Raw genomic sequence first — 19,907 nt, forward strand, 5'->3', positions numbered from 1 at the left:
GGGAAAGGTCCGCAGGATGAGCCAGACGAAAACCGCATTGATCACCGGGGGCGGCACCGGCATTGGCCGCGCCGTGGCCGAACGCCTGCTGAAAGAGGGCTGGCGCGTCATCGCGGCGGGGCTGGACCGCGACGCCGACCTTGACCCCGCGATCACCTTTCACCAGGCCGATGTCACCGACACCGCCCTGGTCCTGCAGGCGCTGGAGGGGATCGAAAGGCTGGACGGTCTGGTCAATGCCGCCGGCATCCTGCGTCATGGGCGCGAATGGCAGACCGAGGATTTCGAGGCCGTGCTGCGCGTCAATGTCACAGCGGGCTTCGCCCTGTCGACCGCGCTTCTGCCAAGGCTGGAGGCGGCGGGAGGCGCTGTGGTGATGTTCGCCTCGATGTGGTCGATCTTCGGCTCGGCGGGGGCGCCGGCCTATACGGCGAGCAAGGGCGCCGTGGCGGCGGTCACGCGGTCAATGGCGGTGGCCTGGGCGTCCAAAGGTGTGCGGGTCAACGCGGTGGCGCCGGGCTGGGTCGAAACCGCGATGTCCGCCCGTGCGCGCGAGGATCTGGCCCGCGTGGCCAAGATCAACGTCCGCATCCCGATGGGGCGCTGGGCGCAACCGGCCGAGGTGGCCTCGGTCATCCGCTTTCTTCTGTCCGCGGATGCGGCCTATGTGACCGGCGTCGTCCTGCCTGTGGACGGCGGCTACGCGGTCTGCTGAGGGCTTTCCTCTTCTTTCCCCGCCAATTCCGGCCTGGGCCGGGGGCCGCGCCTGAACGTTCAGGCGCGGCCTTTCGTCATCTGACGCCGACTTTCGCCCGCCCTTGCCGTCATGCAGGGCCCGGCGCCGCCGCAAGGAAGTTTTTCCGCTTTTTCGATGGCAGGAAATTTTTTCCGTTGCAATTTGCGCGCAGAGAAATTACTTCTATGGCTCAAGAGAGCGGAGATTCTCTGAACTGCCTGAAAGGGGCTCCCGAAAAACCCGCGGCTTGGCGGGTGCTGACCAAGGTCAGACGGGGAGGCCGGGAGAGAACATGGAACAGGGCTGCAGCGGCACCAAGGGGCCGCACCGGGTGCGCCTGCGCAAACCGGCTTGGCCGGCCTGCGGCGCAACTGCGCCAATGTCACTCTTTTCGGTGGGCTTCTGATCCGGGTGGAGCACTCCGCACCGCATGTGACCTTTTGCCGAAAGCTGACCTGACCCATGGCCAACCTGCACATCCAAGACCTGAGGAAAAGCTTCAAGAACGGGAGTGCCGCGCTGCAGGGGATCTCCTTCGATGTGGCCGACCGTGAGGCGATGTTCCTTCTGGGGCCGTCGGGGGCGGGCAAGACCACGACCCTGCGGCTGGTGGCGGGACTTGAGGACCCTTCGGCCGGTCGCATAAGGATCGGCGGGCGCGATGTGACCGACTTCACCCCGCGCGAACGCAATCTGGCGATGGTCTACGACAAGCACTCGCTGTTTCCGCATATGACGGTGTTTGAAAACCTGGCCTATCCCCTGCGCATCCGCAAACTGCCGGAAACCGCCATGAAGGCGCGGATCCAGTCGGTGGCCGAGACCTTGCAGCTGGAAAAACTGCTGGAACGGCTGCCCAACCAGTTGTCCGGCGGGCAGATGCAGCGGGTGGCGATTGGCCGGGCGTTGGTGCGCGAGGCGGATGTGTTTCTGCTCGACGAGCCGATCTCGCACCTTGATGCGCAGCTGCGCGCCCGCATGCGGGTGGAATTCAAGCGCCTGCAACGCGATTTCAAGGCGACGATGCTTTACGTCAGCCATGATCAGCTGGAGGCCATGACCATGGCCGACCGCATCGTGCTGATCAACAAGGGAAAGATCGAACAGATCGCCCCGCCGCAGGTGATGTTCGACCGCCCCGCCACGCTTTTCGCCGCGACCTTTCTGGGCGAACCTGCGATGAACACGATCCCGGCGCGTCTGGTCCGGCAGGGCGGCGCCCTGACCATCGGCATCGGCGCCTCTGCCATCCGGATGGGCGCGGACTGGGCCGATGCGGGGGCCACCTTGCGACCCGAGGCCACCTATACGCTGGGCATCCGTCCGCAGCATCTGACCCTCGCCGCCCCCGGCAGCCCGGAGGAGGGGCGTGTCGATGGCGTGGTCTTCGCGGTCGAAACCCTTGGCTCGCGGGTGGTTTATGACATCGAGGTGGCGGGACAGATGGTCCGCGTCATGACCTCGGTCGATGCGGCGCGGGGTTACCCGCGCGAGATCGGCGCTGCGATCAGCTTCCGGGTCGATCCGGCCTTTGTCTACCTTTTTGACGCCACCACGGGCGAGACGGTCCGGCAGGCCTGTTTCACCCGGAAAGCGTCCTGAACTCTGCTCCGCATGGGGGCGGTCACGTGCCGTGGAAAAACCAATAGAGGAGGAACACATGTCCACACTGCACAGAACACGTGCCCTGGCCGCGATGCTCTTGTCATCGTTGCTGGTCGCACCCTCTGCTTTCGCGCAGACCGATGCGCAGAAAGCCCTGTCCGGAACCGAGCTTCACTTCCTTGCGCCCTCGATGCCGCAGTTCGCGGCGCTGGAGAAATTCTTCCCCGAGTTCGAGCAGAAATTCGGCATCAAGGTCGTGGTCGACGAAGTGCCCTTTGACCAATACCGACAAAAATCGCTGGTCGAGATGCAGCAGGGCACCGGCACCTATGACTTTTACGCGGTAGACGTGATGTGGCTGGCCGAATATGCCGCTGCGGGCTTTCTTGACCCCCTGATGCCCTACGTCAAGAACCCTGACCTGACCGCCGCCGACTACAACATCGACGATTTCCTGCCGCGCGTGATCAGCGGCGCCGGGGTCTATAACGACACGCTCTACACGATCCCGATTGGCGCCGGCCCGGTGGGCACCACCTTCCGCAAGGACCTCGCCGATGCGGCGGGTATCCAGATGCCCGAGCGTTTCTCGCCCGAGTTCACCACCGACTTCATGTTCAAGGCGGCGGACAAGGTGAACAAGCCCGAAAGCGGCATCATGGGCTTTGCCAATATCCCGGGCCGCTGGTTCTGGGGCGTCACCTATCTGCCCTATCTCTACGCCTTCCAGTCCAAGGACAGCGTGGGCGACGAATACCTCGACAAGGACTGGAAAATCTCGATCAACAACCAGCATACGGTTGATTCCATCGACTATTTCGTCAGCCTGAAAAAGTTCATGCCCGCCGACAGCGCGAACTGGGGCATCGGCGAGGCCACTGCCGTCTACCAGCAGGGCAAGGCCTTCGGCACCTGGAACTACATCGACTTCGTGAACGGTTTCTTTGAGGACCCGGCCGCGCAAGCCACCGTGGCGGGCAAGAACATCCACCTGCACACGCCGGCTGGCCCGGATGGCCGGATCGACCCCTTCTTCGGCTCGTGGAGCCTTGGCATTTCCAAGGACAGCCAGAAGAAAGAGGCGGCCTGGGTCTTCATCCAGTGGCTGACCTCGGCCGATGTACAGGCGCGGGCGACGCAGTTTGGCGCCGGGCCGTCGCGGCATTCGACCTTCAAGTCGGAAGAGCTGGCCAAGTACGAACCCTGGTGGCTGCCGGTCTATGACTACATGCTGAAGACCACCAACCCGGATGAACGGGTGCGGGTGCCGGAATGGGCCGAGATTTCCGACATCATGGGCGAGGAAGGCAACAAGGTCTGGATCGGCCAGATCGACGCCAAGACCGCTGCGGCCAATATGGAAACCCGCATGACCGAGGCGATGAAAAAGGGCGGCTACTACATCCCTGGCCGCAAGGATCTGCCCAAGCAGCAATGGCGCGACCTGAGCTATTACGACCGGCTGCCCTCGGCCTGGAACTGAGCTGAGTTGAGCCCCGGTCCGGGCGCCCGCCGCCCGGACCCCATCCCTCGCATCCTTCGGAACCCATCATGTCAGACGCAACCCTTCCGGCCCGGGCCCCGTCCCGCCGGGGCCTTCTTGCCAAGTTCGGCCCCTCCAACAAGGCGGTCTTCCCCTGGGTTCTGATGGCACCGACGCTGATCATCCTGTTTGGCATCGGCATCTATCCGTTCCTCTATGCGCTCTTTGTCGCCGGACAGAATTTCGTCCTGTCCAAGCCCTATATCCCGCGCTTCTTCGTTGGACTCTATCAATACCAGAGCGTCATCCAGGACCCCGAGGTCTGGCACTCGCTGAAGGTCACGCTGATCTTCACGCTGGAGGCGGTGTTCTTCGAATTCTGGCTCGGCCTTGGCCTGGCCCTGCTGTTCCAGCGCAAGATCAAGGGGCAGGGGGTGCTGCGGATCTTCATCCTGATCCCGATGATCCTGCCGCCCTTGGTCGCGGCGCTGATCTGGCGCTACATGTTCTACCCCGGCGCGGGGCTGGCCACCTACTACATCGGCGGTATCACCAATTTCTTCGGCTGGGGCGAGATCCCCTTCCTGTCCGACCCGACCATCACCCTGCAAACGCTGATCTTTGTCGATGTCTGGGAATGGACGCCCTTCATGTTCCTGATGCTGTCCGCCGGCCTCGCCTCGATCCCGCGCCAGCCCTATGAGGCGGCCGAGATTGACGGCGCCGGGGCCTGGAAGGTGTTCTGGTCGATCACCATGCCCCTCTTGCGCCCCGCCATCATGATCGCCGTGGTGATCCGCACGATGGACGCCTTCCGCACCTTCGAGCTGATCCTCGTGATGACGCGCGGCGGGCCGGGCAATGCCACCACCACCCTGAACGTGCTGCTGACCAAGACGGGGCTGGAATTCTTCGACGCCTCCAAGGCGGCGGCGCTCTCGCTGATCATGATGATGGTGATCATCGTGATGAGCTTCATCTTCATCCGCGTGTTCCGCTCGCGCACCGAAGTCGCGGAATAGGAGGCTGCCATGAACATCAACGACGCGCAGAAGATGACCTCGCCCAAGGCCCCGGACGTGCAGCGCAACTGGTGGGTCTATCTGGTGATCATCGCGGTCTGCCTGATCAACTTCGTGCCCTACATGTGGATGGTGATGACCGGCTTCATGGACGGCGGGGCCGCAGGTTCCCCCACGCCGGAGTGGTTCTTCACCCCCACGTTGGAGGCGTTTCGCTATCTGATCGTGGAAAAGGGGATCCTGAAGAACTTCTTCAATTCCACCGTGATCGCGCTGGCCTCGACCTTCTTTTCGGTCACGATCGGCATGTTCTGCGCCTATGCCTTAGCGCGGTATGATTTTGTCGGCCGCGATGACGTGTCCTTCTGGGTGCTGACCAACCGGATGATGCCGCCGGTCGCGATCCTGCTGCCGATCTTCGTGACCTTTCAGACCATGAAGCTTCTGGACACCAAGGTTGGCTTGATCCTTCTGTATACGGCCATGCAACTGCCCTTCGTGGTCTGGATGCTGACCGGCTATTTCCGCGACATTCCAAGACGCTATGAAGAATCCGCGATGGTCGATGGCGACACCTGGGCCGCGGCCTTCCGCAAGGTGACGCTGCCCCTGATGATGCCTTCGGTCACCGCCACGGCGATCTTCGTGATGATCCTGTCCTGGAACGAATTCGCCTTCGCGACCTTCCTGACCTCGGTCAAGTCCAAGACGATGCCGCCCGCCATCATGGCCTATTCGATCGGCGCCGATATCCAGTGGAATGTGCTCGGCGCCGCTGTCGTGCTGATCACGGCCCCCCTGATCCTGTTCGTGCTGATCCTGCAACGCCAGCTGATCAGCGGGCTAAGCCAGGGTGTGGTGAAAGAATGACCCGTTTGATGGGAGGAAAAACCAATGGCTGAGATCAGGATCAACCAGCTCGCCAAACGCTTTGGCAAGTTCACCGCCGTCTCGGATGTGGATATTGCGGTGAAGGACGGCGAGTTCGTCTTTCTTCTGGGACCATCGGGCTGCGGCAAGACCACGACGCTGCGGATGATCGCGGGCCTTGAGATGCCGACCGATGGTGAGATTGCCATCGGCGGGCGCAACGTGACCTTCCTGCGCCCGCGCTACCGCAATGTCGGCATGGTGTTTCAGGATTACGGGCTTTACCGCCACATGACGGTTTTCGGCAATGTCGCCTATCCCCTGGAGGTGCGCCGCATGGCCAAATCCGCCATCGACACCAAGGTGCGGGCGGTGGCGCAGACCATGCAGATCACCGATGTCCTGGACCGCAAGCCAGATCAGCTTTCCGCAGGGCAGCTGCAGCGCGTGGCTATCGCCCGGATGCTGGTGCGCGATGCCGATGTCTTCCTGATGGATGAACCGATGTCGCATCTTGACGCGCAACTGCGCGGCCAGATGCGGGCCGAGTTGCGGCATATCCAGAAAACCGTTGGCGTCACCACGATCTTCGTCACCCACGACCAGCTGGAAGCCATGACCATGGCCGACCGCATCATCGTGATGAAGGACGGCAAGATGCTGCAATTCGCCACCCCGCGCGAGATCTTCGAACGCCCGGCGACGGAGTTTGTGGCCAGCTTCGTGGGTGAGCCGCAGATGAATGTCTACGATTGCAAGCTGCGGCGCTCGGACCAGGGTATGGTGGCCGAGGTCGATGGCTTCACCGTGCCGCTCGACCCCGATTGGGTCAAGGCCAACCGCTTGGAGCGGTATCTGAGCGAAACCCTGCGGCTTGGGGTGCGGCCGGAACATATCTCGATCCGCGACCGGGCGGACGCCGATCACGGCATCGCCACCACGCTTTATTCCTTCGAGCCGACCGGGGCGGAGAACCTCTATATCCTCCACTGCGGCACATCGCTGATCACCACCCGCACCTCGACGACCGAAACCGCGCATCTGGGCAAGACCGAGGGCACGGGCTTCTTCCTGCGCTTCGATCCCGCGTGGCTTTACCTGTTCGACAAGACCACTGGCGAGACGCTGGCCCATGCCGCCGCCAGCACTAAGGAGGACTGAATGAAATCCTGGATGGTTCTCTTGGGGATACTGGCGTTTCTCCTCTCCTCCTGCACGGTGATGGCGGGGGATTTCTCGCCCTGGCCGGCCTGTCTGGTGGCCGTGGTGCTGATCGTGCTCGCCAAGATCGCCAATGACCGCTTCAAGCTGCTGGCCTGGCCGATGGAGTTCCTTCTGGCCGCTGGCGTCACGATGATCGTGGTCAACCTGATCCGGCTGGCGATCATCCCGATGCCGGTCTGAGCCATGGACGCCCTGACCCTCAGCGGCCTGAGAAAATCCTTCCGGGACAAGCGGGCGGTCGATGGGGTGGATTTCGTGGTCCCGCAGGGTGAGATTGTGGGGTTCTTGGGCCCCAATGGCGCGGGCAAGACCACGGTGATGAACATGATCACCGGGCTGCTGGCGCCTGACGCCGGGCAGATCACGCTGCTGGGGGTGCGCGATGGCGCAAGGCTGAAGGCGGTGCGGGCGCGGATCGGCTATCTACAGGAAAAGCCCCGCATCTACCCCGAAATGACCGCCCGCGACTATCTGACAATGTTCGCGCGGCTTTACGCCGTGGCCCAACCGCAGGCGCGGGTGGATCAGGTCCTCGAGCGGGTCGGCCTGACCTCTGCCGCCCATCGCGTGATCGGGGCCTTTTCGCGCGGCATGCAGCAGCGCGTCTGCCTCGCCCGGGTGCTGCTCCACGAGCCGGAGTTTCTGGTGCTGGACGAGCCGACGCTTGGCCTTGACCCCAACGGTGTCGCCGACATGCGCCAGATCTTCCGCGCGATGAAGGCCGAGGGGGTGACGCTCCTCTTCTCCTCGCACCAGCTGGCCGAGATGGAGCGGGTCTGCGACCGGGTGATCTTCATGGACCGGGGCAGGGTGGTGGCCCAAGGCCGGCAGGAGGACATCCTGCCAGCGCTGGGCCTGAACGACGCGCTGGCGGTGGAGGTCTTTGAACCCTTGGCAGGCCATCTGGCCGCCATTCGCAGCCTGCCCGAAGTGCAAGGTGCCGAGGCGGCGAGCGAATATTCGGTGAATATCGTCCTGCGAGACATCACCCCTGCGGACCCTCGCGCCCGCCGGGCGCTGGTGGCGCAAAGGCTGGGTGGGCTGGGTTTGACGGTTCTGTCGGTGGGGCAGGGCCACCGATCCCTGGAAGACGTGTTCCTGGCGCTGACGGCGCAGGGCAAAGCAAAGGAAGACTGAGATGGATCTACATTACAAAGGCAAACGCTGCCTGATCACCGCCTCGACCGGGGGGCTTGGCTTTGCCATCGCCAAGGCCATGGCGGCGGAAGGGGCCAGCGTCATCCTCAACGGCCGTTCGGCGGCCACCCTCGACAAGACCGTGGCGCGGCTGAAGGCTGCGGTGCCCGGCGCGGATGTGACGGGCGCCTTGGGCAACAGCGGCACGGCGGAGGGTTGCGCCGAGCTGATCGCCAATTGCCCCGATGTCGATGTGCTGATCATCAACCTCGGCATCTATGAGGCGATGGACATCTACAAGGCGGGCGATGACCGCTGGCACGAGCTGATCGAGGTCAATGTGATGAGCGGCGTGCGTCTGAGCCGCCACTATATCCCCAAGATGCTGGCCCGCGATGCCGGGCGCGTGGTCTTCATGGCCTCGGAATCCGGGATCAACCCGGCGCCGGAAATGCCGGCCTATTCGGCGACCAAGACCATGCAGCTGTCGCTCGCGCGCAATCTGGCCGAGACGACCAAGGGCACCAAAGTCACGGTGAACTCGGTCCTGCCCGGCCCCTGCCGCACCGAAGGCGTGGCCGAGCTGATCAAGGGCCTGTATCCCGGGGTCGAAACCGCCGAGGCCGAGCGCCGGTTCGTCGCTGAAAACCGCCCGACCTCCTTGATCCAGCGGCTCTCCCTGCCCGAGGAAGTGGCGGATTTCGTGACCTTTCTCGCCTCGGACCGCACCGGGATCGTCAATGGCGCCGCCCTGAAGATCGACGGCGGCCTGATCCGCACCGTGGTGTGAGATGACACGCCCGCTGCCCAGAAACCTGCCCGGCGTGCTGAGCGTGACCTTGCTGCTGACCGGGCGGGAGGTCTGGGCCAAGCTCACCTCGGTCTGGTTCTTTCTGGTGGCCTCCGCCGTCTGCCTGATGGCCCTCGCCTACGGCAGCGGCTTTCAGCACAGTTTTGAAACCGAAACCGTGGTGGTCACCGCCGACCCCCTCCAAGTGCTGAACGTGCTCGTCGTGGTGTTTCTGGGGCTGGTGCTGGGCCTGCGCCTCGCCTCCGCGCTGGCGTGGGAGAAGGAGCACCGCACGCTGGAGGTGCTTCTGGTCGGCCCGGTCACGCAAGCCCCGGTGGTCATGGCGAAATTCCTGGCGGAGCTTTGCGTGCTGGCCGTGCTCATCGCCCTTTATTGGGCCTATCTCTTGCTCGGCCAGCCTCTGGGCGCCGGGGTGATCGGTCTGGCCGATACGGCGCCGGTCTGGCGGCTGGTGGTCATGGTGCTGCCGGTGATGGCGCTAGGGCTTCTGGTGTCGTCCTTCATGGCCTCGGTCCGGGGGGCGGTCGTGGTGTTTCTGGCGCTCGCCGGGGCGCTGATCGCGTTCGAGGCGGTTCTGGCCTGGCTCACCCTCTCGCCGCCGCAGGATCTGAGCCTGACGATGCTGTACCTGCGCGCGGGGATGCAGAAGGTGGCGCTGGTCACGCATCTGATCTCGGCCGTGGCCTGTCTGGCCGATCTGGCGATGCAGATCGCCAACCAGACCGCGTTGACCTTGCGCGATGTGGCGCAGGCGGCGGGTCTGACCTTGGCTACACTGGCGGCCTCGGTCCTTGTCTTGAAACTGCGGGGGTCAGAGGGATGAAGCGCATCTGGATCGGGGCCGCGCTGGCCGCAAGCCTGAGCCTGCCCGCCCGGGCGCTCGAGCCGGAGCGGCGCGAGGTCATCGTGACCTCGAACCGGGTCTGGGATGGCTATACCTATCAGGAGAACTTCGTCCCCTCGGCGCTGCCCGCGATGGCGCTTCTGGCGGGCAAGGACAATGCGGTCAGCTTCGTGAAAACGCAGGAGTATTACTGGCCCCTGTCGCGCCAGACCTATGTCGATTTTGACCGCGAGAAGGACCCGGTGCCGGGGCGGCTGCAGATCACCCAGGCCGGCAAGGTTGTGGCCGAGGTCGATGTGGCGCCCTATGCGATGGTCTATCCCAAAGGGGCGGCCAATGGCGGCGGCACTCTTCTGTGGGGCGATGCCGCCCTCGCCGCCTTCGCGCAATATCAGGCCGATGAGCGCGCCTTTGCCGTGGCCTTCTCGGCCAGCCAGCAAGCGGAAGCCGCGTATGAGCGCCGGCTGAAAGAGGCCGGCATGGCGCGGCTGGCGGGCAAGGGGGTGCAGGAGGTGCCCGCTCCTCCACCGCCGCCGGAGCCGAACCTGCGGCTGGTGACCCAGCCCGTTCAGGGCCTGAAGGTCAACCTGCCGGAGGGGGCCTATCAGATGCAGCTGATGCAGGATGGAAAGCCGGTGCCGGGCACGCAAAAGGCGCTGCAGGTCCTTTCGGCCGATGAGCACGACGTGATCACCGCCGACATCATCCCCGAGGAGCGCTGGACCCGGCCCCTTTCGGCCAATGATGCCGCCGAAAAAGTTTATGCCCGGCCGGGGACGACGTTTTACATGACCCTCGCCTATGCCAGCCGGTTTGATGCGGCGGCCTACCTGAGTGTGGTGCAGCCGCAGGTCGAGGCGGTGGCGGGGCGGCAAACCTGGGTCCGGCGCCGGTCCGCCGATGCCAGGGTGGTGAAATTCGGCTGGAACGATGGTGCCCCGTTTCAGGATCTGGCCCTGACCGCGCTGAAGGTGCAGCAGACGGAGGGCGCGGGCTTTGGCTATGTCGTCCGTCCCGCCAAAGCCTCCGAACAACCCGACCTGACCGCCTTTGCCGTGACGGTGCCGCAGGATGCCCGCCTGTCGCGCGGCGCCTTCGCGGCCGAGGATACCACGGGGGCCTCTCTCGCCCGGCAGGTGGTCGTGGTCCAGCCGCGCCGCGATGGCATCGCCTGGACCCTGGCTTTGTTGCCCGCGCTGGCGGGCTTTGCGCTGATGCTTTACCGCCGCAGGGCCCTAGCCTAGCAGCGCCAGAAGGTCGGACATCCGGGCCAGCGGGATTGTCCCCTGCGGCGCTGTCCCGATGGCATGGGGCACAAAGGCCGTCCGCATCCCGGCGGCGAGCCCAGCCGCCGCGCCGCTGGCGCTGTCTTCGACGACTATGGCCTCCGCAGGGTCCACCCCCAGAAGCCATGCGGCGCGCAGGTAGCCTTCCGGCGCGGGCTTGCCCTGGCGCACATCGTTGCGGCTGATCGTCACCAGACCCGGCCGCGCCAGCCCCACGGCGCGCAGGTTGGCATCCACGATCGCCCGGTCGCTGTTGGAGACGACGGCCTGCGCGATCCCCAAAGCCTCGGCCTGCCGCCAGACTGCGAGCGAGGGGGCAAAGCCGCGCAGGGCGGCGATGCCCGCGAAGTAGTGGTGATGCTTGCGCATCTCCCACGCCACCGGGTCCGTCTTCAGGCCCAGATCGGCGCAGAAGCTGCGGTAAAGGTCGTCGGCGGCGCGGCCCATGACGCGTTCCATCATGTTGTCGGGCACGGCCAGGCCAGCCTCGGCCATCGCCAGCTGCAACGCCTCCACCGCGATATGCTCGCTGTCGACCAGCGTGCCATCCATGTCCCAGAGCAGGGCTTTGATCATGTCGAAGTCTTTCCTATCAGGTCGCCTACCGGCTCCATGGCGCTGCGGAGGCGGGAGAAAAGGGCGGAGAGGTCGGCATAGCGCGCGACCTCGGTGGGTTCGGGGAGGATCGGCTCGCGGTGGCGGACCAGCTGGCTTGCGGCCTCGACCGGGCTTGCGAAATGGCCCATCGCGGCGAAGCCCAGGCAGGCACAGCCGATCAGGCCGGATTCGGGCTCCACGGTGGGCAGGATGGCGGTGTTGAAGACATTGGCCTTGATCTGCAGCCAAAGGTCCGACCGCGCCCCGCCTGCCGCCGCGATGATCTGTGCGGGCGCGCCGAAAGCCGCGCGGATCGGGCGATAGGCGTCGTGCATCGCCAGCACCACGCCCTCCATCACGGCGCGGTGTAGATGGGCGGGGCCATGCGCCGCCGTCAGGCCGAGGAACCCCGCGCGCGAGGCTTCGCCCCGGCCCAGACGCTCACCAGTCAGATAGGGCAGGAAGATCAGGCCATCGGCACCAGCGGGGACAGTGGCGGCCTCGGCCGACATCGCGGCATAGTCGCGCTGACCGCGGTCAAGCGCGCGGGCGGCCCAGCGGATCGCGTCGCCCGCGGCGTCGATCACCGCGAAAGCGCCCCAATGCGCAGGGGTCATGGCAAGGTTCATCACCTCGGGGTGGCAGAGCGGCTCGCGGGTCAGGGTGGTCAGCAGGAACGAGGTCCCGGTAATGTCGCTGACCTGCCCCGGTTCAGTGACGCCCGAGCCGAGAAGGGCGCAGGGGTAATCCCCGGTTCCGGTCAGCACGGGCAGGCCCTCTGGCAGGCCGGTCTCGGCCGCAGCCGTGGCGGTGACCTTGCCAAGGAGGCTTTCGGCAGGGCGCAAGGGCGGCAAAAGGCCAGGGTCCAGCCCCAAGAGGACCGCCGCTGCCGACGACCATGCGCCTTGCGCAGGGTCGGAGAGGAAGGACGACCCCGCCTCGCTCCAATCCATCGCGCGTGCGCCGGTCAGGCGCAGGTTGATGTAATCCTTCGGCATCAGAAGGCTGGTGGCGCGGGCAAGTGCCTGTGGGTCGTGGCGCGCAAGCCAGAGGAGCTTGATCCCCGGCCAGGCTGTTGTGGCCGGGTTGATCGCGGGCGGGAAGGTACCGGCGGCGATGCGGGCGTTGATCTCGGCCGCCGTTGAGAAAGCGCGCTTGTCGTTCCAGAGCGGCACGCGGTCCTGCACCGGATCGCCCGTGGCATCGACCAGAACCGGCGCATGCATCTGGCCGCAGCAGACCAGGGCCTGCACCGACCCCGCCGGATGTTGCGCCAAAAGCAAGCGCAAGGCCGCCTTGACCCCCTCCCACCAATCAGACGGGGCCTGTTCCACCCAGCCGTGGCGCGGGAAATGCGTGTCATGCGCCACCGAGCTGCTGGCCACGATCCGCCCGCGCAGGTCGATCAACCCGGCCCGCACCGATCCCGTGCCGATGTCCAGCGCAAGGATCAGAGGCGTCATCCCTGCCATGAAATTCCCTTCCTTCCGCGCATTTTTTCTCCCGCCCTTTGAAATTCATTTCGATGTCTCTTGTAAGCGAGGAAAATAACTTCTACAACAGAATCGTGGAATCAAATTCGAAACCGCCGCGATGACCCTGGGGAGGGGAGCCTGATGGGACAGACTGACATCGAAGCCGCAATCGGCGCCGCGCGCCTTCTGCCCGTCGTGGTGCTGGACCGGCCCGAGGACGCCGTGCCCCTGGCCCGCGCCTTGGTGGCGGGCGGGCTGCCGGTCGCCGAAGTGACTTTCCGCACCGAAGCCGCCGCGGAAGCGATCCGCCGGATGGTGGATGAGGTGCCGGAAATCCTCGTCGGCGCGGGCACGGTCCTGAGTGTGGCGCAGGTCGATGCGGCCTATGCGGCGGGGGCGAAATTCCTTGTGACGCCGGGCTTTAACCCGGCGGTCGTGATGCGGGCGCAGGAACTGGACCTGCCCATCGTGCCGGGCATCAACAATCCCACCGGGGTCGAACAGGCGATGTCCTTTGGCCTGTCCCTCGTGAAATTCTTTCCCGCCGAACCGACCGGCGGCGTGCCCTTCCTCAAGGCGCTAAGCGGCCCCTATGGCGCGATGCGCTTCATCCCAACCGGGGGCGTCGGGCCGAAGAACCTCGACAGCTATCTGGCGCTGAAACCCGTTCTGGCCTGTGGCGGGTCCTGGATGGTGGACCCCGACCTGATCCGCGCCGGCGATTTCGCCCGCATCACCCAATTGACCGCAGAGGCCGTGGCGCTGACCCGCAAGGCCTGACTGCATCCCAAAGAACAGTCTAACGGAGGACTTGGAATGTCGAACAACACCCTGTCGGAGGGATTGTCCCTTAAGGGCAAGACCTGCATCGTGACCGGCGCCGCCTCGGGCATCGGCGAGGCCGTGGCGCGGATCTATGCGCAGAACGGCGCCAATGTGGCGATGATCGACTTCGACCGCGAGCGGCTGGCCCGCATCTCGGCCGAGATCGCGGCTGATGGCGGCATCGTGCTGCCGATCTTCGCCGATGTCTGCGAGGAAGACACCGTGCGCGCCTTTTTCAAGCAGACCAACGATGCCTTTGGCTCGATCGATGTGGTGGTGAATTCGGCCGGGCGCGACAGCCTGGCGCCGCCGGTCACGCAGGTGACGCTGGAAGAATGGAACAAGACCATCGGCCCGAACCTGACGGCGGTGTTCCTGTGCTGCCGCGAGGCCTTTCTTTACATGGAAAAGCAGGCGAGCGGCGGGCGGATCATAAACATGGGCTCCTCTTCGACCCGCGTGGCATCAGGCCCCGGGCACAGCCCCTACCGTGCGTCAAAGCACGGGATGCTGGGGTTTTCCAAGAACATCCTGCTGGAGGGGGTGGGCAAGAACATCGGTGTCACGGTGCTGAACCCCAGCCATGTGAAGACGCCGATGACCGAGATCATCGACAAGGGCCTCTATGACGGCAACCTGGAGGCCTATACCGATGGCTGGCTGGACGAGAAGGAGCTGAAGGAAGGCATCCACGCCTCCTGCATCGAGGTCGACAGCGTGGCCTGGCTCGCGCTCTTCGTCGCCACCCGCACCCCGGATGTGACGATCCCGACCATCGCGCTGTACCCGACGCACAAGGCCCACCGCTACGGCATGGAGGTCTGAACGATGGAGGCCGCCGTCTATCACGGCATAGGCAAGATCACCGTGGAGCGCCGGGAAATCCCGGCAATCCGCGAGGATGAGCTTCTGGTCAAGGTGCGCGCCGCCTCGATCTGCGGGACGGATCTGAAGATCCAGCGCATCGGGCATTTCAAGATCCCCGACCCGGCGAATGTCGTTCTGGGCCATGAGGTTGCGGGCGAGATCGTGCAGGTCGGGGCTTACGTCTCGGGCTGGCAGGTGGGGCAACGCATCGCCGTGGTGCCCAATGTCGGCTGCGGGCGGTGCGAGATGTGCCGCCACGGCTTCAACAACATGTGCCCCGATTATGAAGCCTTCGGCATCAGCATCGACGGCGGCTTTGAAGACTACATGCGGGTGCCGGCCACAGCCCTGTCAGGCGGCAATATCGTCGAAGTGCCCGATGGCATGGGATGGGAAGAGGCCGCCGTGGTCGAACCGCTGTCCTGCTGTTTCAACGCCTGGAATGGCTTGCAGGTGACGCCGGAGGATACGGTCCTGATCATCGGCCCCGGCCCGATCGGCGCCTGTTTCGTGCAACTGGCCAAGGCCTGGGGCGCCAAGCAGATCCTGATGGTCGGCCGCCGCGAAAGCCGCCTGCGCGAGGCGGAGCGGTTTGGCGCGGATATCCTGATCGACAGCAGCAAGGTCGATGTGCTGACCGAGGTGATGCGCGTGACCAAGGGGCGTGGCGTCGATGTGGTGGTGACTGCCGCCTCGACCCCCGACCTGCAACCGCTGGCGATCCAGTGTCTGGCGCGGCACGGGCGGGTCAACTTCTTTGGCGGGCTGAAGAAGGGCACGCTGGTCGAGCTGGACACCAACCGCATCCATTACTGGGGGCTGAAGGTTCTGGGCACCACCGGGTCCTCGGTGCAGGACTACGACCGCTCCATGCGGCTGGTGGCCGATGGCCAGATCAACGTGAAGGACATCATCAGCCATCGTTTCGCGCTGGCCGAGATCAACGCCGCCTTCGACTTCGCCCGTTCGGGCGAGGGGATGAAAACCGTGATCCTGCCGGGAGAAGCCGCATGAAAGCCGCCGTTCTGCATGCCCCGGGCGACCTGAGGGTGGAAGAGGTCGCAATGCCCGAGATCGGCCCCGATGACGTGCTGGTGCGCGTCATGGCGGCGGGGATCTGCGGGTCGGATATTGGCCGGGTGATGGTGACGGGGACCTACCACTTCCCCACCATTCCGGGCCACGAGTTTGCCGGGCTGGTGGCGGGCGTAGGGGCCAATGTCGCCCACCTCGCCATCGGCGACAAGGTGGCGGTGGCCCCCCTGATGCCGTGCTTTCATTGCGAATGGTGTCAGGCGGGCAAATTCTCGCTTTGTGATACCTATGATTTCATGGGCTCGCGCAGCGATGGCGCCTTTGCGGAGTATCTAAAGGCACCGGCACGCAATGTGCTGAAAGTGCCGGAGGGCGTCAGCCTGGATGCTGCCGCGATGATCGAGCCCGCGGCGATCATCCTGCACGGCATCCACAAGCTGAACCTTTCCTTGGGGGATGCGGTGGCGGTGGTGGGCTGCGGCGCTTTGGGCGCCTTTGCCCTGCAGTTCGCCAAGCTGTCGGGCGCGCAACCTCTGATCGCGATCGACGTGGACGAGACCAAGCTGGACCTCGCCCGCGAGATGGGGGCGGATCTGTGCATCAACCCCGCCAAGGTCGATGCCGTGGCCGCGGTTCATGCCGCGACCGGGGGCAGGGGCGTCAGGATCGCACTGGAATGCGCGGGCTCTGCCCCGGGGCGCGATCTGTCCATTCTGGTGACCGCCAAACAGGGCAAGGTCATGCTTTATGGCACCGCATACGGCGACGTGACTTTCGCTGAAAAAGCCTTCGCCCGCATGGTGCGCGAAGAGCTGGAGGTGGTGGGTTCGTGGAACTCTTACTCCCTGCCGTTTCCGGGCAAGGAATGGTTTGACATCATGGAGCTTCTACGCACCAATCGGTTACTTATGGAGCCGCTGATCTCCCACCGTGCGACGCTTGAGGAGGCGCCGGGGATCTTCAAGGCCCTGAAGGGCCGCAGCTTTGGCCCATACCACAAAATCCTGTTCAAGCCGAACGGCTGAGCGACCTGAGGGGGGGAGACTATGGCACAGACCTATGTGATGGCGCTGGACGAGGGGACGTCGAGCGCGCGGGCCATCCTGTTTGACAAGGCGGGCAACATCGCCTCGCTGGCGCAGCGCGAGTTCCGCCAGATCTATCCCAAGCCCGGCTGGGTCGAACATGACGCGACCGAGATCTGGCAGGTCCAGCTTTCGGTGGCACGCGAAGCGATGCAGAAGATCGGCGCCGTGGCCGCCGACATCGCCGCCATCGGCATCACCAACCAGCGCGAGACCAGCCTGATCTGGGACCGCAAGACCGGCCAGCCATTGCACAACGCCCTAGTCTGGCAGGACCGCCGCACGTCGGGCACCTGCGACGGGCTGAAGGAAAAGGGGCTGGAGGCTTACGTCAAGGACAACACCGGCCTGGTGATCGACGCCTATTTCTCCGGCACCAAACTTGCCTGGGTGCTGGACCATGTGCCCGGCGCGCGGGAGCGGGCCGAGCGCGGCGAACTGGCCGCGGGGACCATCGACACCTGGCTGATCTGGAACCTGACGGGGGGCCAGGCCCACGTGACCGACGCCTCCAACGCCTCGCGGACCTTGTTGTTCAACATCCGCACCGGCGCATGGGATGAGAAGCTTTTGGAGGCGCTGCGGGTGCCGCGGGCGATCCTGCCCGATGTGTGCAACTCCTCCGAGGTCTACGGGATGACCGACCCGGATCTGTTCGGCGGGCCGATCCCGGTGGCGGCTTCCTGCGGCGACCAGCACGGCGCGCTGTTCGGCCAGTCCTGTTTTGAGGCGGGGATGGTCAAGGCGACCTATGGCACCGGCGGCACGCTTCTGATGCACACAGGCGACAAGATGATGCGGTCGGAAAACGGGCTTCTGACGGTGGTGGCCTGGCAGCTGGACGGCAAGATCGAATACGCGCTGGAGGGCACGCTCTTCACCGTGGGTTCGGTCGTCCAATGGCTGCGGGATGAGCTGAAGCTGATCCACTCGGCCTCCGAAACCGAAGGGGCGGCGCTGGAGGTGCCGGACACCAATGGCGTCTACGTGGTGCCCGCCTTCACCGGCCTTTCGGCGCCGTGGTGGGACCAATATGCGCGCGGCGCCATCGTCGGCATCACGCGGGGGGCCAACCGCAACCACATCATCCGCGCCTCGCTGGAATCGATGGCCTATCAGATCCGCGACGTGATCGACCGGATGCGCGCCGATTCCGGCATCGAGTTGGCCGAGCTCAAGGTCGATGGCGGGGCGGTTATGAACAACTTTGTCCTGCAATTTCAGGCCGATCAGCTGGGCGTGCGGGTACTGCGGCCCGAGGTGGTCGATACCACGGCGCGCGGTGCGGCCTTCCTTGCCGGCCTCGCCGTCGGCTTCTGGAAGGACAAGGCGGAACTGAAGGACGCCTTCGCGCTGAACCGCGAATTCATCCCCTCGCCCGACCGGGCCGGGGCGGACAGGCTTTACGCCGGCTGGACCCGCGCGCTCGACCGGGCGCGGGACTGGGCCGAACATGATTGAGGATGCGATGACCTATCAACCTGCCACGCAACGGACGATGTATTTCATCGGGGTGACCACCCAGAAATCCTCGATCATGAAGGTGTTTCCGGCCTGGTCGGCCCATCTGGGGCTGAACGCCGTGATGCAGGGTATCGACTTTGCCCCGAACTCCCCGCCCGAGGCCTATCGCGGGGCGGTCGAATTCATCAAGGGCGATCCCCTGTCGCTGGGCGGTCTGATCACCACGCACAAGGTCAACCTTTTGAAGGCGTCAAAGGACCTCTTCGATACCCTCGACCCCTATGCCCAGACGCTGGGTGAGATCAGCTCGATCTCCAAGCGCGGTGGGAAGCTGATCGGCCATGCGAAAGACCCGATCAGCGCCGGGGCGAGTTTCGAGGCCGTCGTGCCCCCGGGCCATTGGGTGGGGAATGCGCAGCTTTGCATCCTCGGCTCGGGCGGCTCGTCGCTGGCGCTGACGCTTTACCTGCACAACAAGAAACTGGCCGGGGGCGAGGTGCCACAGCGCATCATCGTCACGGCCCGGCGCGAGGCCTCCTTGGCCGAGATGCGCCACGTCCATTCCCAGATCGGTTTCGGCATTCCGATCGACTACCGACTGGCGGCCAGGCCAGAGGATGCCGACATGGTGGTGGGTGCCCTCCCGGCCCGCTCCATGGTGGTGAACGCCACGGGGTTGGGCAAGGACGGTCCGGGGTCTCCTCTCACCTCGGCTGTCCGCTTCCCCGAAGGCGGGCTGATCTGGGAATTCAACTACCGCGGCGATCTGGTCTTTCTGGACCAGGCCCGCGCGCAGGCAACCTCCCGCGACCTGACCGTGCATGACGGCTGGGTCTATTTCATCCACGGCTGGACCCGCGTCGTGGCCGAGGTCTTCGACATCGAGATTCCGATGTCCGGCCCCGCCTTCGATGCGCTCAGCCGGATCGCCAAAGACGCAACCTCCTGAACAGGTGCCCAAATGACCGACATGACCCCGACCAAGTTTGACTTCAACACCGTGACCGGCGCTTCGACCTCGGCCAAGCCGATCCCGCGCCCTTTGTCCACGCTGAAGGGCTATTTCAGCGATGAAGCCGCCTTTGAGGCTGCGATGGCCCAGGGCGACCCGATGGTCTACGAATATTTCGACATGGGCGTGCCCGAGACCGATGGCAATGTGGCCTATGGGACGACCTCCATCCGTCCCGGCAAGATCGGCGACGAGTATTACATGACCAAGGGCCATTTCCACACTGTGCTGGACACGGCCGAGGTCTATTACTGCCTTTCCGGCCACGGCGGCATGATGATGGAGACGCCCGAGGGCCGCGTGGAATGGCGCGAGATGAAGACCGGCGATGTGGTCTATGTGCCCGGCCGCTGGGCGCATCGGTCGATCAACATCTCCAAGACCGAGAGTTTCGTGATGTTCTTCGCCTTCCCCGGCCATGCCGGCCATGATTACGGCACCATCGCCACCAAGGGCTTCCGCAAGCTGATGGTCGAACGCGACGGCAAGCCGGTCATGGTCGACAACCCGCGCTGGCACGGCTGAAGCC

20 protein-coding genes are annotated in these 19,907 nt (G+C 64.8%); 18 read left to right on the forward strand and 2 right to left on the reverse strand.

Annotated elements, in window-relative coordinates:
* Positions 1–16: 16 nt before the first annotated feature.
* From AC1DVR_RS02875 to AC1DVR_RS02925, 11 genes are all read left to right on the forward strand, one after another.
* Complete coding sequence (locus AC1DVR_RS02875) at positions 17–715, forward strand: SDR family NAD(P)-dependent oxidoreductase (protein ID WP_477999012.1); 699 nt, start codon at positions 17–19, stop codon at positions 713–715.
* Between the two features lie 483 nt (positions 716–1,198).
* Positions 1,199–2,338 carry an ABC transporter ATP-binding protein gene (locus tag AC1DVR_RS02880; RefSeq protein WP_477999013.1) on the forward strand — a complete coding sequence of 380 codons (1,140 nt, stop codon included), beginning with the start codon at positions 1,199–1,201 and terminating at the stop codon, positions 2,336–2,338.
* Between the two features lie 58 nt (positions 2,339–2,396).
* The gene (locus AC1DVR_RS02885; RefSeq protein ID WP_477999014.1) at positions 2,397–3,824 is read left to right on the forward strand and encodes an ABC transporter substrate-binding protein; all 1,428 of its coding nucleotides are present in this window, start codon (positions 2,397–2,399) and stop codon (positions 3,822–3,824) included.
* 68 nt (positions 3,825–3,892) lie between these two features.
* Positions 3,893–4,846: a carbohydrate ABC transporter permease gene (locus AC1DVR_RS02890; protein ID WP_477999015.1), complete on the forward strand. Its 954-nt coding sequence runs from the start codon at positions 3,893–3,895 to the stop codon at positions 4,844–4,846.
* Positions 4,847–4,855: 9 nt separating this feature from the next.
* Positions 4,856–5,716: a carbohydrate ABC transporter permease gene (locus AC1DVR_RS02895; protein WP_477999016.1), complete on the forward strand. Its 861-nt coding sequence runs from the start codon at positions 4,856–4,858 to the stop codon at positions 5,714–5,716.
* 24 nt (positions 5,717–5,740) lie between these two features.
* Positions 5,741–6,877, forward strand: a complete 1,137-nt coding sequence (locus tag AC1DVR_RS02900; protein WP_477999017.1) for an ABC transporter ATP-binding protein — start codon at positions 5,741–5,743, stop codon at positions 6,875–6,877.
* On the forward strand, positions 6,878–7,120 hold the full coding sequence (locus tag AC1DVR_RS02905) for a hypothetical protein (protein WP_477999018.1): 243 nt from the start codon (positions 6,878–6,880) through the stop codon (positions 7,118–7,120).
* Between the two features lie 3 nt (positions 7,121–7,123).
* The gene (locus AC1DVR_RS02910) at positions 7,124–8,077 is read left to right on the forward strand and encodes an ABC transporter ATP-binding protein (RefSeq protein WP_477999019.1); all 954 of its coding nucleotides are present in this window, start codon (positions 7,124–7,126) and stop codon (positions 8,075–8,077) included.
* 1 nt (position 8,078) lies between these two features.
* Positions 8,079–8,867: an SDR family NAD(P)-dependent oxidoreductase gene (locus tag AC1DVR_RS02915; protein ID WP_477999020.1), complete on the forward strand. Its 789-nt coding sequence runs from the start codon at positions 8,079–8,081 to the stop codon at positions 8,865–8,867.
* A 1-nt stretch (position 8,868) separates the two neighbouring features.
* Entirely contained in the window at positions 8,869–9,711 is an 843-nt protein-coding gene (locus tag AC1DVR_RS02920; protein WP_477999021.1) for an ABC transporter permease subunit, read from the forward strand.
* Positions 9,708–10,976, forward strand: a complete 1,269-nt coding sequence (locus AC1DVR_RS02925) for a hypothetical protein (protein WP_477999022.1) — start codon at positions 9,708–9,710, stop codon at positions 10,974–10,976. Before AC1DVR_RS02920 ends, AC1DVR_RS02925 begins: the two co-directional genes overlap by 4 nt.
* Here AC1DVR_RS02925 and AC1DVR_RS02930 read toward each other — a convergent pair.
* Together AC1DVR_RS02930 and AC1DVR_RS02935 are read right to left on the reverse strand one after the other, a co-directional pair.
* On the reverse strand, positions 10,968–11,594 hold the full coding sequence (locus tag AC1DVR_RS02930) for an HAD family hydrolase (RefSeq protein WP_477999023.1): 627 nt from the start codon (positions 11,592–11,594) through the stop codon (positions 10,968–10,970). The two genes, AC1DVR_RS02925 and AC1DVR_RS02930, sit on opposite strands and share 9 nt — an antisense overlap.
* On the reverse strand, positions 11,591–13,087 hold the full coding sequence (locus tag AC1DVR_RS02935) for a xylulokinase (RefSeq protein WP_477999024.1): 1,497 nt from the start codon (positions 13,085–13,087) through the stop codon (positions 11,591–11,593). The genes AC1DVR_RS02930 and AC1DVR_RS02935 overlap by 4 nt, the downstream gene beginning before the upstream one ends.
* Positions 13,088–13,231: 144 nt before the next feature.
* On the opposite strand from AC1DVR_RS02935, the gene AC1DVR_RS02940 reads away from it, so the two are divergent.
* The 7 genes from AC1DVR_RS02940 to AC1DVR_RS02970 are packed head-to-tail and all read left to right on the forward strand — an operon-like array spanning position 13,232 to position 19,903.
* The gene (locus tag AC1DVR_RS02940) at positions 13,232–13,870 is read left to right on the forward strand and encodes a bifunctional 4-hydroxy-2-oxoglutarate aldolase/2-dehydro-3-deoxy-phosphogluconate aldolase (protein WP_477999025.1); all 639 of its coding nucleotides are present in this window, start codon (positions 13,232–13,234) and stop codon (positions 13,868–13,870) included.
* A 36-nt stretch (positions 13,871–13,906) separates the two neighbouring features.
* On the forward strand, positions 13,907–14,740 hold the full coding sequence (locus AC1DVR_RS02945; RefSeq protein ID WP_477999026.1) for an SDR family oxidoreductase: 834 nt from the start codon (positions 13,907–13,909) through the stop codon (positions 14,738–14,740).
* A gap of 3 nt (positions 14,741–14,743) precedes the next feature.
* Positions 14,744–15,796, forward strand: coding sequence for a zinc-dependent dehydrogenase (locus tag AC1DVR_RS02950; protein WP_477999027.1), 1,053 nt, complete (start codon positions 14,744–14,746; stop codon positions 15,794–15,796).
* The gene (locus tag AC1DVR_RS02955; RefSeq protein ID WP_477999028.1) at positions 15,793–16,842 is read left to right on the forward strand and encodes a galactitol-1-phosphate 5-dehydrogenase; all 1,050 of its coding nucleotides are present in this window, start codon (positions 15,793–15,795) and stop codon (positions 16,840–16,842) included. The genes AC1DVR_RS02950 and AC1DVR_RS02955 overlap by 4 nt, the downstream gene beginning before the upstream one ends.
* Positions 16,843–16,863: 21 nt before the next feature.
* Complete coding sequence (glpK, locus tag AC1DVR_RS02960; RefSeq protein ID WP_477999029.1) at positions 16,864–18,363, forward strand: glycerol kinase GlpK; 1,500 nt, start codon at positions 16,864–16,866, stop codon at positions 18,361–18,363.
* Positions 18,364–18,370: 7 nt separating this feature from the next.
* Positions 18,371–19,315, forward strand: coding sequence for a shikimate dehydrogenase family protein (locus AC1DVR_RS02965; protein ID WP_477999030.1), 945 nt, complete (start codon positions 18,371–18,373; stop codon positions 19,313–19,315).
* A gap of 12 nt (positions 19,316–19,327) precedes the next feature.
* Positions 19,328–19,903 (forward strand): glucose-6-phosphate isomerase, encoded by a 576-nt coding sequence (locus tag AC1DVR_RS02970; RefSeq protein WP_477999031.1) that lies wholly within the window; start codon positions 19,328–19,330, stop codon positions 19,901–19,903.
* Positions 19,904–19,907: the final 4 nt, after the last annotated feature.

Source organism: Rhodobacter sp. P2_H5 (assembly GCF_056403335.1).